The sequence below is a fragment of the Vibrio sp. ABH4_348 genome, assembly GCF_056159765.1.
On the sequence record NZ_JBSWVW010000001.1, the window covers coordinates 2,156,306 to 2,171,237 of the forward strand.

Sequence of the window (14,932 nt, forward strand, 5' to 3'; positions counted from 1 at the left end):
CACTAACGCGATGTTTTTTTGACCTAACATAGGTCGTAACTCAAGTTTACTTGCCAACTCCGCCAGCTCTGATATAACTGCCGCTAGACGTAGATTGTAATGCGAAATGTATGGTTTTATTTTCTTGGTGTAACTCAGCTTTCCACACACTGAAATCAGCTAGTGCGAGCTCTGTTTTTGGAACTGGCTCACTTTTGCTTGTGATCGCTTTACTTTCTGGGTGCCAAATCGAGTCCAAACCTCAAAGTGAGTTGGACCAAATCCGCGAACGCGGCGTTTTGCGCGTTGGTACACTTAACAACCAGCTTTCCTATTACATTGGGCCAGATGGCCCTGCGGGTCTAGATTATGAGTTGGCCCGTGAATTCGCCAATGCCATCGGTGTTCAACTTGAAATGAAACCGGCCTATCGAGCCAATACCCTTTACCCTGCGCTGGAAAATGGCGAAATCGATATTATTGCTGCGGGGCTCACGCATTCGGAAGAACGCGTTTCTCGTTTTCGTCCCGGTCCTGCTTATTACTACGTGAGTCAGCAAGTCGTATACAAGAAAGGGACATGGCGACCGAGAAGTGTTGAAAAGCTACTCGAGAAACAAGCGGAACTGATTGAAGAAAATAATGGTGAGTCCGTCTTACATATTGTCAACGATAGCCACTTCAAAAAAACGCTGCAATCAATTCAAGAAGTTCAACCTGAACTTGACTATTTTGTCGACCAAAATGCCGATGTCAGCGACCTGTTAAAGCAAGTTTCTGAAGGTGAATTACGTTTCACTGTCGCTGACTCAGTCGAAGTCTCATTATCTCAGCGTATCTACCCACATTTAGCCCTCGGTTTTGAACTTACGGAAGACCAGCCCATCGCTTGGTTTATTCGCCCATCAGAAGACGAAAGCCTATACGCATTAATGATCGAATTTTTCGGTGATATGAAGCAGTCGGGTACGTTGGCGAGCTTGGAAGAAAAATACTTCGGACACATCGAAACTTTCGATTTTGTAGATACTCGCGCATTTGTTCGTGCACTAGACGACAAACTGCCGACTTGGGCTCCATTATTTAAAGAGTATTCTGCGGAGTTTGATTGGCGCTTAATTGCCGCATTGGGCTATCAAGAATCTCATTGGAACCCTAAAGCCAAATCGCCGACAGGGGTTCGCGGCATGATGATGTTGACTCTACCCACCGCGAAAAGTGTTGGTGTGACTAATCGACTCGACCCTGAGCAGTCGATTAAAGGTGGTGTTACTTATTTACGTCGTATGGTAGCTCGAATTCCTGATTCAGTGCCCGATCACGAAAAAATCTGGTTTGCTCTAGCCTCTTACAACGTCGGCTTTGGGCATGTGATGGATGCAAGAAGGCTAACCAAAAAACAGGGTGGAGATCCGGACTCTTGGTCAGACGTGAAAGAGCGTTTACCGCTGCTCCGTCAACGCAAATACTACAGCCAAACTCGTTACGGTTATGCGCGTGGTGATGAAGCGAGAAACTACGTGGAAAACATACGTCGCTATTATCAAACCATCATAGGTCACGTTGAGCGCACAGAAACCGAAAACACTGATTTGGATATGTCAGATATTTTGGTGATTCCTGCATTACCTGAAGTTAGCGCTGCGACCAGTACCACTGTTAGTGCCGCGCAAAGTACCCTATCAGGGGCTGTCTCGTCTTCAGCTCCGACTGTACCCGTTACAAATAGTGTCGAACAAGAAATCGAACAGGCTAGTGCGGCAATAGCAACAGATTAGTCTGGATAACCATCCAAACTGTGAAGAGTTATCAGCTAAAGTTTGATAACTCTTTTCTATTTTGCATTACTAGCTCTTTATTCCAGATAAAAGCTCCGCATTCACCCCCAAACGCTATCACACTCTATAGTCTGACTTGGTTTTAATACCGTCGTTTTTACATCGTAATGCTCTTACAGATAAAGAGATCTCAATCGCAGGTAATAAATGATAATGCTTTACATTTGCATTAATTCCATGAAAATATGCAACCAATACAATAAAAATATCCCGAGTATGTTGTGTCACGGGACGGGAGGTGAGCAATTCAATAATAAATTTTAGGAGAGTTAAGGATGAACAAGCTATCTAGCTCAAAATCCATTTTTGATACCCAAGAAAAGATATTCACTTTAAACAAAGTTGTGGTTGCAATTCTACTTTCAAGTATTCCCGCAGTCAGCTTTGCACAAAGCCAACCAGAATCAGATGAAACTATTGTCGTTATTGGCGAGAAAAACGAACGCTCAATTTACGATACGAGCTCCAGTGTATTTATCTATGATGAAAACACTCTAAAATCACTCCCAAATGCTGTCGATTGGAATGATATTGCCAAGCTTACACCCAACATTACAGATACTGGACCTGGCAATAGTCTACCTACTGTTCGCGGTGTAGATGGTTCAGGCCCTTCAATTGGTAGTCTTGCTAGTTTTGCTGGGACTAATACTCGTTTAAACATCTCTTTAGATGGTCGTTCTTTATCTTATACTGAACTAGCATTTGGCCATCGTTCTCTTTGGGACGTACAGCAAGCTGAAGTCTATGTGGGTCCACAAAGTTATATTCAGGGACAGAATTCTTCTGCTGGCTCAATCGTTATAAAGTCCAATGATCCAACTTTTGATTTCGAAACCGCAGCAAAAACGTCAATTGGTGAGCAAGGGTATTCACAAAATGCAGCTATGATCTCCGCGCCTATTGTTGACAATCAGCTCGCTTTTCGCCTCAGCGTTGATCAGCAAGAAAGAGAGAGCGTAATCCCATTGGCTGCGAATAAGCAAACGGGTGATGCTAGACAAGTTTCTTCTACCACCTCGCGGGCAAAGCTTCTTTACGTTCCAGAAGGGATAAACGGACTGTCTAGTTTGCTAACCATTACTCACATGGACACTCGAGGTCCTCAAAACGAAGCTAGCATCGGTACAAGATATACAGAGGACCGCCCCGTTTACACAACCACCACAAGAACCGCCATGTGGAATTTGAACTGGAAGTTTAACGATCAGTTAACTTGGGAAAACTCCATAGGTCACACTAGCCTAGATTTTGATAGAGCGGTTAAAGACGACACTCAAAAATACCTTGGAGATTGGACAGAGAAGCAGGCAGAGACAATTCTGAAGTACAACTTATGGGACTCCAAAGTTTCTGGTATTTTCGGCGGGCGATATTACTTTAACGACCAAATTGAATCTTTCGAAATGGGTAACTTTTATCCAATATCAGGAGAAGTTGGTAGTCACTCTGTCTTTTTTGAATCAGACATCAAAATTGCTAATTCGGTAATTTTTAATTTGGGTACTAGATATCAGCGTGAAAACCGCAAACGCAAAGCAAACTTCGCAACACCACTAGATTACGATAATACAGACTCCGTTTTCTTACCGAAAATTGGGATAACATATAAATCTTCACCTACTAATGCCCTAGGATTAAAAATCGCAAAAGGCTTTAATAGCGCTGCTGCTGGAATTTCACTTCATAAAACATTGCCTGCAATATCCTATGAATTTGATACAGAATATGTTTGGAATTACGAATTGTTTTCAAGAATTGGATTTAATGATGGATTAGGAGTATTTAGCACCAATTTCTTCTTCAACGATTACGACGGACTACAAATTGGCCAAGCTAACGATGCAGGTTATTCAGTTATTCAGAACTTAGATTCAGCTGAAACATTTGGTTTAGAAGTTGGTAGTACTTATTTAGTTACAGATGACTTGGAAGTCTTCGCTAATTTAGGTTGGCTAGAGACTAGTTACACAGAAACAGTAGCTCAAGGTGGTGCAGAGAAAGAACTTCCAAGAGCAACTGATTTTACTACAGCTGTCGGCTTCAACTACTTTCTCACAGAAGAAATTTCAACCACACTATCTGCCAACTACAACAATGGATACTACTCTGACTTAAACAATTCAGAAGATACATATGTTGATTCCTATGTCAGTGCAGACGCAAAAGTCAGTTATGAATTTGAGCACGGTCAGTTATCTGTATTCGCTACCAATGTTTTTGATTCAAATGAGCCAACATACTACCCCGATGGATTAACCGGGGGACATATAAGCCAACAGCCTCGCCTAATCGGCGCTTCTCTAGAACTTATTTTCTAAGCTCTCTCAGCATTGGCTCCTTAATTGGAGCCAATTTTTTATGAGGAATAATTCATGTTAAAACGAATAGCCTGCGGTTTTGCGGGTTTTATCCTATTTTGCTGTTCTACACTCGCAGAAGAAATAACTGTCACACATCAATTGGACACCATAACCATTGAAACCAATCCACAACGTGTGGTGGTATTAGGTCCTGGCCCATTAGATGCTATCGACTATTTTGGAATTGACCCAATTGGCGTATTCCAGTTGTACATGCCAAATTACCTAAAACACTACGAGCATGAACGTTATTTACAACTTGGGACATTCTTTGAACCCGACTACGAAGCAATTTATGAAGCCAAACCAGATTTAATTATCATCGGCCCTCGCCTTTCCGCTAAATACGATGAATTAAAAAAGATTGCGCCTACGTTGATGTTCAGTGCAAACTTGGACAAAGACTATTGGTCTTCAACTCAACAGCAGTGGCAAAACTTGGCTCGCATATTCTCACTTGAAACTCAGGTAAATGAGAAAATTGCCGAGTTAAATCAACGGTTGAAAAGTACATCAAAATTTATTCAAGATAAACAATACGACGCGCTAATTGTAATGACTTTTGGAGAGCATCTTTCGGCTTTCGGCGCTGAAAGTCGTATGTCATCGGTTTATAGTGAACTCGGGTTTAACACGCCTAACACTCCGGTTGATGCTTCAACTCACGGTCAGAAAATTTCGTACGAATTTATCGGAGAAGTGGACCCCGATGTATTACTAGTACTTTCAGGAGAGAAACTTAAAAATCGATCGATTGAAGCTCAAGAAACCAGTGTAAACAATGACATTGTTAGAGCTACTAGTGCAGGGAAAAACAACCGAATTGTATACCTAGATATTGATGCTTGGTATCAGTCTATAGCCGGTGTCACTGCAATGGAAGTAATGCTAGAAGATATTAACTCACTGCGCTAACTCTGTATCTGTTCACTCAAAAAGCCGCTATACGTGGCTTTTTTCTAAGGAATAACTTGGTATTTTAGACTCTATAATAGCGAGCAACTTAGCCAAGGAGTTTGGTCGATTGAAATAAAAATGATCTCCTTCGATTTCATAGCAACCTAACCAATGTCGTGTCAACTTACTCCAATCTTCCATCCATTGTGTTTCAATCTGATCGGATTCATCAGAACCGTATGTCGTCAAAATTGGAATATCCGTTATTGGTAAATGATCAGCTAACAAGCTGTCATTCAGTTGTAAGTCATTGGCAAATATTTTCAGGAAGAAATCCAAAAGTTCTTTGTTATCAAATAGCTCTTTTGGCATGCCATTATACGATTTCAACGAGTTAATAAGCTCATCACGGCCTAATTGGCCCTTGCGGGCAATGTCTTTGATAGAGCTAGGTTCTGGCCGACTACTTATAACAACAAACTTCAATTTATCTCGACAATACTGTTCGCCTAGAATGGGTAGTACACGCCAGATCAACGCAGCGCCAACACTATGACCGAATAAGATAAATTCATTTTCATCCGTATTAGCTGTCTTGATCTGATTCGCGACATCTATCGCTAATCTCTCCGGAGAAGACGTCAGCGGCTCTCGAACTCTACGTCCATGACCTGGATACTCGATTGGAACAACATTGAGTTTAGCGGTTCGTTTTTGCCAAGGTTGATACTGATTCCCGCTACACCCCGCAGCGGGTAAACAAAACATCTTCATTAACAGGATACCCTATGCTTGAGTGGCTAATGCTAATGTTTCTTTAGCCAGAAGCTTCCATGCAATTAGCACAACCAGCAACGTAAAGCCGATACATGCGCAAATAATCATGTGATAACCAAAATACTTGGCAGCTGCCATATTAATGGCGGCATACACAAATCCCATTAAAGAAACCAAACTAAACTGAAGCGTAAACATGGTCGCTTTTCGAGATTTCTGAGCGGATTTATCCATAATCATTGATGCAATGATGACAAGTAAAGCAGGGAATACTGCGAAATAAGCGGTGATTGCAAAGTAAACACTGAGTTTGTCCGTCTGTCCCAGTGATACGGGCAACATGAACGTTAATGCAGCAGCTAAAGCTATCGTGATGGTCAATAAGGCGTTTCTTTGCCCCAACCATACAATGAATAATGAGGCTAAAGCAGCCGAGACTAATCCAATGGCCGAACCGTATACTTTCGTTGCAAAGCCAATATCTGCCAGATTCCAACCACCATCGACAAGCATTGGATTTAATAATGCAAACCCACCCGTTAGACCAAGAGGGTACACTAGTAAAACAGCAAACCAACGGCGTTCCTTTTTTATAAAGCTAACAATGTCCTTAAACAAGCCCGTAGTTTCTCTAGTGACTTGTTCTGAGTTATGCCCCAAATCTGGCTCACTAAACAAAGTAAGCTGTAACAACGAAACAAATGTCAATAGTGCTAAAATCCCAAGGGCTCCGTCCCATTGAAGGTAAGAGTAATACATCAAAATCAATCCTCCTCCAATAATGTTGCCGAACAAATTGCCTGAAAACTGAATACTACTGGCAAATTTACGCTTGTTTTCATCAAAGATTTTGCACGTCAAACCGTCTACTGCAACGTCTTGGACGCTCATCGACAAAACGTAAATGCCGAGTACAACAACCAATAATGAAAAGTTTGTCATCAAACTCAATTGGCTAGCCACAATTAACATGCTGACCATTAAAGCTTGAGCCAATATCAACCAACTTCGATACTGCCCATTTAGTCCAACTCGAAACCTATCAATCAAAGGCGCGTACAACACTTTCCCGGCTAGAGGGATAGCAGCAAGGTTTAGCAATGCCAACTTGTCCAACCCAACGCCCTGTTCTCTGAGAATTGCTACCGCTGCTGATGTTATAAAGGCAATACCTATGTATTGCGTCGTGTAGACACTTGCAAGCATCAGCCAAGGCATTTTCTGCCGGTTTACTTTTTCCTTAGTTAAATCCATTTTCCTAATCCTGACTTCTAAAGCGCTTCACAAACTAACAAATCCATTATTAATATGAACTTTGTTGCACAACAATAGCGCATATGATAATCATTATTAAATAACAATCAATCTCATTTAGAGATTCAATAGCAAATATAAACACTGAGAACGGTGAGCCCTATTTTCAGCAATCGTTGATTGCTAAGTCCACCCAAGGAAAATGTTATGGTTTTTGCTCATACCTTCGAAAAGGAATTCGAGCAGCAAAATAAAGTAACGAAAGGTGCTTTTTTTGCTACGGAAAGCTACGAAATCATTGCCGAACAATGTGTTGAAGTGATTGATACTCCTGCAAAGCAAACAGCGGAGCTAATCGAAAAAATTCGAAAAAGCTTTTTGGCAATCGACAAAACAACTGAAAATAATCCAATACTCATTGGCGCAATTCCATTTGATACTGACAAACCTTCTAGTTTGAATCTGTACTCAAATTATTTAAAAAGTGCACGTGTTAACTCTAACGCAGGCAAAGACAAGACGGACCAATTTACCATTGGTGAAAAAAACCAATTGATACCAGAAGGTCTATTCAAAAGTAACGTCGATAAGGCTCTACAACATTTTGACAATAAGCTCATTGAAAAAATTGTTTTATCGCAGTCAGTCGAAGTAGAACTCAATTCAACGCTTACGGCTCCAGCTTTATTCGAAAAGCTCAAAATTAAAAATCCCAATGCCTATTCTTTTTCCATTCCAGTTGATGCTAATAAACATTTGATAGGTGCAAGTCCTGAGCTTTTGCTTTCTAAACACCAGCAAAATGTTAACAGTAATCCCCTAGCAGGTTCTGATAAACGCAGCCAATCTAAAGTCGAAAACATCGAAAAAATAAAGCGCCTTGAAAGTTCTCCAAAAGACAACCATGAGCACCGATTTGTGGTTGAAAACATCGCGAGAAATCTCGTCCCCTACTGCAAATCGCTACAAATATCAGAGTACCCCTGTGTGTTAGAAACTTCGAATATGCTTCACCTATCTTCTTCTTTGTCAGGACAATTAAGATCACCGTCTCCCACCGCCCTTGAATTAGCGCTAAAACTACACCCAACTCCAGCGGTTTGTGGAACACCCACTGACGTTGCGAAGCAATTTATTCTCGATAACGAAGGTTACGATAGAGAATTTTATACAGGGTTAGTTGGCTGGATGGACTCAGAAGGGAATGGCGAGTGGGTAGTGACGATACGCTGTGGGGTACTAGCCGACAATATCCTCAAACTATACGCAGGCGCTGGAATTGTCCAAGGATCAGATCCTGATTCTGAGTGGCAAGAAACACAAGCCAAACTTAATACCATGCTTAACGTTTTTAACGACTAACAACCTTTTTGATGGACCAAACCATGACTATTCCAAAAATTCCCAGCTACGATTTTTCATTAGACAGCAATTTCCCAGCTCCCAAAGTTGACTGGGCTATTACCCCAAATCGATCCGCATTGCTGATCCATGATATGCAAGATTACTTCATAGATTTTTATGGAGAAGACTCCGATCTTATCAATAAAGTAATTACCAAAACCTATGAGTTAAAACAGTGGGCTATCGAAAATAATGTGCCTGTCTATTACACCGCGCAGCCGGCACATCAATCTTCAGAAAGTCGCGGGTTGCTTAATGACATGTGGGGCCCTGGACTGCCGGCTCGCCCAGAGCGGTCAGGGATTACACCTCGATTGTCTCCGTCCAATCAGGATGTTGTTCTAACTAAGTGGCGCTACAGTGCATTTTTCAACTCAGATCTAGAAACCCTACTACGCAAATCCAGACGAGACCAATTACTCATCTGCGGTATCTATGCCCATATTGGAGTATTACAAACAGCGGCAGAAGCTTTTATGAACGGCATTCAACCCTTTGTTTTTTCCGACGCCACAGCTGATTTCAATGCAGAGGATCATCACTACGCAATGCGTTACGTGCAACGCAACTTAGGCGTTGTAGCAAGTGTTGAGCAACTAGTTAAGCAAAGAGAGTTGGAGTTGGCATAGAAATGGGAGCAACACATTCTCGCAAAATAGCCTGGGTCACTGGCGTAAACCAAGGTATTGGAGCTCAGATACGCGATACCTTGTGGCAACAAGGTATTCAAGTTATCGGTTTTGATAAGTACTTAGACAAAGTACCGGCTAAGTTTGCACAAACAACCTTCCAATGTGATGTCTCAGATCCAAACCACGTTGAAGACTTGTGCGAGGCTCTGATTTCACGTTATCCACCTAACTACTTTGTAAGTGTTGCTGGTGTTTTAACTCTCAATTCGATTGAAGATACATCTGACTCAGAGTTATTGAGTACTTTTTCAGTCAATGTCTTTGGGCCCTACTATTTTGCGCGTAAGTTGATGCCTCACTTTAAAAAACAGTCAAATGGCAGCATTGTAATTGTTTCTTCCAATGCCTCACGGGTTCCTCGGATTAATATGGCTAGTTACGGAGCATCAAAAGCCGCACTGTCGCACTTTGCCAGCACTCTCGCACTTGAGCTCGCCCCGTACCGGGTAACCGTCAATACTGTCTCACCGGGATCAACACTCACTGATATGCAATCACAACTTTGGTCAGATGAATTTGGCGAAAAACAGACCATTGAAGGCAACCATGCCAACTTCAAACTTGGCATTCCACTACAAAAAATTGCTTCTCCTAAAGACATCTCAGAATCCGTGGCGTTTTTACTAAGTGAACAAGCCAATCACATAACCATGCAAGAGCTTGTCATTGATGGTGGGGCAACACTTGGGGCGTAAATCACTCTGCCCTAATCCAATTCGAATTTAAGGAATCATCAGTATGGATACTGAGATACAAGACCTACTAGTTAAAGAAGTTAAAAGAACACTCAAGCTTGCCAATGAACCATTGCCAAGTGATGCAAATTTAATTGAGTATGGGCTACATTCCATGGCCATTATTCAGTTGGTCGATTTTTTAGAGGGAAGCTTAGGAGTTGCCGTAGACTATGCGGATTTCGCAGCAGACCCTTCAATAGAATCCTGGTTAAACAGCATAAAAATCGCTCGACAGACCAACGCTGCAACAAACGCTGAATCGACAAAATATTTACCAAGTGAGCTCCCCCTCAGCCCGACGCAATATACCTATTGGGCTGGGGAGAAAACCACGGGAGTGCCCGCTCATTTTTATTTAGAGCTCGATGGATGCAACCTAGATGTTGAGCGTCTAGCTTCAACACTAAGGCGAGCCGCTGAAAAACATGACATGCTCAGGATGAGTGTCGATGACAATGGACAACAAAAAATTCAGCCTTCAATTACCCGACCGATTCTTCAAATTGATGATTTTAGCAGCCAACCACACGATTGGATTGACAAGAAATTGAATTCAAAGAGGCAGCGATACGCACATCCAAAAGCTGATGATTACCAACAATCACCTGTTAGATTTTCGCTAACTCAACTTCCAGATGAGCAACATCGTCTTCATATTGACTGTAAAATGCTCGCGCTGGACCCATCAAGCACTTTGGATCTCTTGGCAGATATTTCATCTATATATTCCGATTTACAAGATGATATAAGTCCGGCTCAAAATTTTTTCTCATATCTAGAAAAAGCAGCTCCGCAATCTCATCCACAATACCAAGCGAGTCAAGAATGGTGGCAAAAACGATTAGGCACTCTTCCTCCTGCCCCATTGGAACACGTGGCAAAAGTATCCCAATGGGAAAACGTCGGAAACACATCAAGCAAACACCGACTACTAGATAGTGAACTTACTGAGCAGATTTACACCGCCTCCAATAAAACTGGCATTACCATTTCTACTTTATGTCTTTTTGCATTTTCTCTAACCATCTTTAAGTGGAATCTGCAAAAAAAATTCCGTTTAAATCTACCCTTCTTTGAGAACAGAATTGACGAACAAGCCGCTTCTTCCCCTTTAGGTGACTATTCAGACTTTTTAATTCTTGATGTCAACCTGATTAAAAATAAAACCATCATGGAGAACTTACAGTTGTTTAATCAACACTGTGAACGTTTGAATTTAAATCGATATTACCCGGGTATATCCGTTTTACGAGATCTAGCAAAGCACACGAGTAACAATGAAATCGCCCCTGTCGTTTTTACCGATGGTATTGGCTACGGTGAAGTGGTTTCCTCCGAAACAGAACAAGTCTTAGGAACTCCGGTTTATGCGTCTTCTCAAGGTCCAATGGTATGCCTCGACGCTCAAATAGCCATTCGAAAAAGTCGTTTACTTATTAACTGGGACTACAGGGAAGCGGCATTTGGCCCTCAATTTATTTCCGAAATGTTTGAAGATTACATTTCAGCTATTCATGCTATTCCTTCCTTCCTATCTCAGGACATCGATTGTGAAACTTGGTTAGAAAGTTTTCTTGGCTCAACCATTCCCCAAAATGATGTTCAAGTTCAAACTCAAGCAAATAACGACATCACAAAGAGCCTTAGCCAACATCAGCCTGTTCATACGGTCGTTCAATACCTTATGGCCCACATCATCGGTTGCTCGATTTCAGACTGTGAGTTGGATGACGACTTTTTTGACATTGGAGGAGACTCATTACTTGCCACGCATCTAAATTCAAATATTAACGCCTACTTCAAAGAGGCTGAGCTGTCTGTCGTCGATATTTTCACCGATAGGTCACCTCGCCTAATCGGGGATCGAATCGCTTCTGTATTGCCGGACACGGCAAACTCTATCAGCTCACTATTTTTAAAAATGCTGGAGGCTAAAAATGTCTGATTTACCATCCAAGGCTCTTAACCCTCTACAAAAAGCCTATCTTTTAGGCCGAACCGAACACATGCCCTTAGGCAAAAATGGTATGCATGACTTTAGAGAATTCATCGGAGAGTTTAATGAAGGCAACCTCAAACACCGAATAACCCAAATGGTCAAAAACCATCACTGTCTAAGAACACTCATCAACCAAGATAACGAATTAATCGTTATGCCTGAACTGGAAAAAGTAAACTGGCTCTCACTTGACCTATCCTTAGATTCTGCTTCAGCCGCTGAGTTAAGACTGGATGAACTTCGTGAACTTGTTTCCCATTACAAGCACCCTATAGGTGAAGTCATGTGGCATATTTGGTTTATCCAACTTCCGGATTCTTTCCAATCAGGAAAAGCTGTCGTTATGACAAGCTTTGATGGTTTAGTTTTTGATGGATACACCATAGGGCAGCTAATCGAACAGCTTTTTTCAGCGACAGAATTACCTATCACTGCAGGGTTAGACATTAAACCTTCGCGATATTTTTCTAATACCGATGACGATGAAAACTTTTGGAATCAACAACTAGAAAGTTTTGTAAGTCCCCAAGCTCTGCCATGGGATAAACAGCCAAATTCGGTTGCTTACTCTAAGTACCAAAGACAACAGTATGTATTTGAGGAAAGTGATTTAAAAAACCTCAATCAATGTAGCACTAAAGAAAAATTGTTACCTAACATGGTATTAACCGGGCTAATAGTTGAGTCGGTTTTACAATGGGCAAACTCAGATAGGTTAGTCTTTTCGATGCCAATATCAGACTCTCAACTACGAGGAGAGCTTGGAACCAGTTCTAACTTTATTGTTACCCATTATCAAACCCATAAAACCTTTTTGGACGGTGTACAAGCATTTCAGAAGAATACATTAACCCGTTTATCTCACGGTAATTATTCAGGGATTGAAGTCGCTAAAAAACTAGTGAAGCTGTCAGGAAATCTGATTCCTCTACCAATTGCAGTCACTAATGGTTTAAGTTGGCAAAGTCGTCAAGACGATTACAAGCAATACAACGGATTGACCCAGACGCCACAACTAGCTTTAGATTTAAGGTTGGTAAATACTGATGCATCCGTTGCTATTGAGTTCGATTTTGCCATGGAAGTTATCTCTGAGCAGGCAATCAATAAGATAGTCGATAATTTACGACAAAAACTTAGAGAAATCATAAAGTGCAACAGTTTAGATGTTTCATTTTCATTGCCAGTTGAGCAAGAAAAATCTAGCTATCGACCCACCGATTTTATTGCAAAAATTCATGAAACCCTCAACCTTGAAATCGACAAGACTGCGATTATTTTTGGCGATGAAAAGCTGAGTTATCGAGAATTAAAGAGAAAAATCATTGCTTGCTGTGACTTCCTGACATCTAAATCTGTTCAACGCGGTGATGTACTTGCCATATGTACCGGAAAGTCACCCGAGCAAGTGATACTTACACTATCTTGTGCTTCGCTTGGAATAATCTGGATCCCAATAGATATAGATTCACCACCAGATCGCATTAATTACTTGCTCAAAAATAGCCAAGCCAAATGGGTCGTTTCCAACCAACCTTATCCTGGCTGTACTCATTTAAGTTTGGATGAACTAAAGCAACACCATTGCTCAAAAGAGCATATCCCCCAAAATTACAGCATGGACCGCTCCGCAGCCTATTACCTTTACACATCGGGCAGTACAGGACTACCCAAGTGTGTAGTACTCAATAATCAAGCAACCGCAAACGTCATTGAGCAATCAAATAAAGAGTGGGAAATCAGCCAACAAGATACCTTCTTTGCAGCAACACCATTTCATCACGATATGTCAGTCTACGATATATTCGCACCATTTTGTGTGGGTGGAGCTCTCGTCATACCGACTGAGAGACAAATTAAAAGTGCCGTTGATTGGGCGCAGCTAATAAAAGACAACCAAATCTCTATTTGGGTCTCGGTACCCGCCATTGTAGATATGTTAATAGCTGTTGCGACAACAGAGCAAATCCAATCACTTAGACTTATCGCTCAAGGGGGGGATTACGTAAAGCCTGCGTCAATCAAAACGCTAAGAACGCTCACGCCAAAGGCTACACTGTACTCTTTAGGTGGTCCCACTGAGACCACAATATGGAGTATTTGGCACCCGATAAGTCACGATGACCAATCCATTATCCCTTACGGCAAGGCAATCAAGGGTAATACCTACTCCATACTAGATAGTAACCGTCGACCATGTGGCGTTAATGAAACTGGTACGATTGTTATGTCAGGGATCAACTTGACCAATGGTTACTTAAAAGATGGGAAATTAATCGATAAAGACTTTATTACCATTACAAATGAGCTCGGAAAGTCTGAAATCGCATTTCAAACCAGTGATCAGGGCTTCTTTAATCCACAGAATCAAATTATTTTTGCAGGCAGAAAAGAAGGGTATTTAAAAGTTAGGGGAGTAAGAATCTCGGCCGCTGAAGTTGAACATCACGTAAACCGTCTGGAAGAGATCACGAATGCCATTGTCGTGGCATGTGAAAATCCCAAGTTTGGTCAGCATGAACTAGTGTGCGCCTATAAAACTCAAAGTGGTATTGAATTATCAGTCAAACAGATTAAGCCTCGTTTAAAAGCGCAACTTCCCATATCTCATATTCCAAGCCGTTGGGTTTGCCTGGACGAATTTCCTCTGACCCGTAACAACAAGATTGACAGAAAAGCGCTATCTAAAGAACTAGAGCTCACCATCTATACCGATATCGCCATTCCTGAAAAAGATGACACCACAGACATTACAGAACTCGTTTTTGACGCTCTAGGTAACTCATTACCTAAGCCTAAAAAATTATCCTCTGAAGATAGATTGATCGAGTCTGGGGTTAGGCCGAGCCACTTGGCTGCACTCTGTAATAGACTACTTTCTGAGCATTCCATTAAAGTAGGGCCTATGGTGCTAATTAACTGTCAAACAATCGGTGATGTGGTCGATAAGGTTTCTTCGATTCGCTCGATATAGCGACATAAAAAAATAGTC

The 14,932-nt window shown here is 41.6% G+C and carries 10 protein-coding genes; 8 read left to right on the forward strand and 2 right to left on the reverse strand.

From position 1 onward, the window contains the following. Positions 1 to 110: 110 nt before the first annotated feature. The 3 genes from mltF to ACXAFJ_RS09970 all read left to right on the forward strand — a co-directional run bounded on the left by mltF (position 111) and on the right by ACXAFJ_RS09970 (position 5,095). Complete coding sequence (gene mltF / locus ACXAFJ_RS09960; protein WP_475323128.1) at positions 111 to 1,757, forward strand: membrane-bound lytic murein transglycosylase MltF; 1,647 nt, start codon at positions 111 to 113, stop codon at positions 1,755 to 1,757. A 335-nt stretch (positions 1,758 to 2,092) separates the two neighbouring features. After that, positions 2,093 to 4,138 carry a TonB-dependent receptor gene (locus ACXAFJ_RS09965; protein ID WP_475323129.1) on the forward strand — a complete coding sequence of 682 codons (2,046 nt, stop codon included), beginning with the start codon at positions 2,093 to 2,095 and terminating at the stop codon, positions 4,136 to 4,138. Between the two features lie 54 nt (positions 4,139 to 4,192). Further along, on the forward strand, positions 4,193 to 5,095 hold the full coding sequence (locus ACXAFJ_RS09970) for a siderophore ABC transporter substrate-binding protein (protein WP_475323130.1): 903 nt from the start codon (positions 4,193 to 4,195) through the stop codon (positions 5,093 to 5,095). Positions 5,096 to 5,122: 27 nt separating this feature from the next. Here ACXAFJ_RS09970 and ACXAFJ_RS09975 read toward each other — a convergent pair whose 3' ends face one another. Together ACXAFJ_RS09975 and ACXAFJ_RS09980 are read right to left on the reverse strand one after the other, a co-directional pair. Beyond that, entirely contained in the window at positions 5,123 to 5,851 is a 729-nt protein-coding gene (locus tag ACXAFJ_RS09975) for a thioesterase II family protein (RefSeq protein WP_475323132.1), read from the reverse strand. 12 nt (positions 5,852 to 5,863) lie between these two features. Beyond that, positions 5,864 to 7,108, reverse strand: coding sequence for an MFS transporter (locus ACXAFJ_RS09980; protein WP_475323133.1), 1,245 nt, complete (start codon positions 7,106 to 7,108; stop codon positions 5,864 to 5,866). A gap of 207 nt (positions 7,109 to 7,315) precedes the next feature. Here ACXAFJ_RS09980 and ACXAFJ_RS09985 point away from each other — a divergent pair, with 207 nt between their 5' ends. From ACXAFJ_RS09985 to ACXAFJ_RS10005, 5 genes are read left to right on the forward strand one after another with little or no spacing between them, the layout of a single operon-like run. Then, on the forward strand, positions 7,316 to 8,470 hold the full coding sequence (locus tag ACXAFJ_RS09985; protein ID WP_475323134.1) for an isochorismate synthase: 1,155 nt from the start codon (positions 7,316 to 7,318) through the stop codon (positions 8,468 to 8,470). Between the two features lie 23 nt (positions 8,471 to 8,493). Further along, positions 8,494 to 9,141: an isochorismatase family protein gene (locus tag ACXAFJ_RS09990; RefSeq protein WP_475323136.1), complete on the forward strand. Its 648-nt coding sequence runs from the start codon at positions 8,494 to 8,496 to the stop codon at positions 9,139 to 9,141. A 2-nt stretch (positions 9,142 to 9,143) separates the two neighbouring features. Beyond that, positions 9,144 to 9,899 (forward strand): SDR family oxidoreductase, encoded by a 756-nt coding sequence (locus tag ACXAFJ_RS09995; RefSeq protein ID WP_475323137.1) that lies wholly within the window; start codon positions 9,144 to 9,146, stop codon positions 9,897 to 9,899. A gap of 43 nt (positions 9,900 to 9,942) precedes the next feature. Beyond that, positions 9,943 to 11,886 (forward strand): condensation domain-containing protein, encoded by a 1,944-nt coding sequence (locus ACXAFJ_RS10000; RefSeq protein ID WP_475323138.1) that lies wholly within the window; start codon positions 9,943 to 9,945, stop codon positions 11,884 to 11,886. Further along, complete coding sequence (locus ACXAFJ_RS10005) at positions 11,879 to 14,914, forward strand: AMP-binding protein (protein ID WP_475323140.1); 3,036 nt, start codon at positions 11,879 to 11,881, stop codon at positions 14,912 to 14,914. Before ACXAFJ_RS10000 ends, ACXAFJ_RS10005 begins: the two co-directional genes overlap by 8 nt. The last annotated feature ends 18 nt before the right edge of the window (positions 14,915 to 14,932 follow it).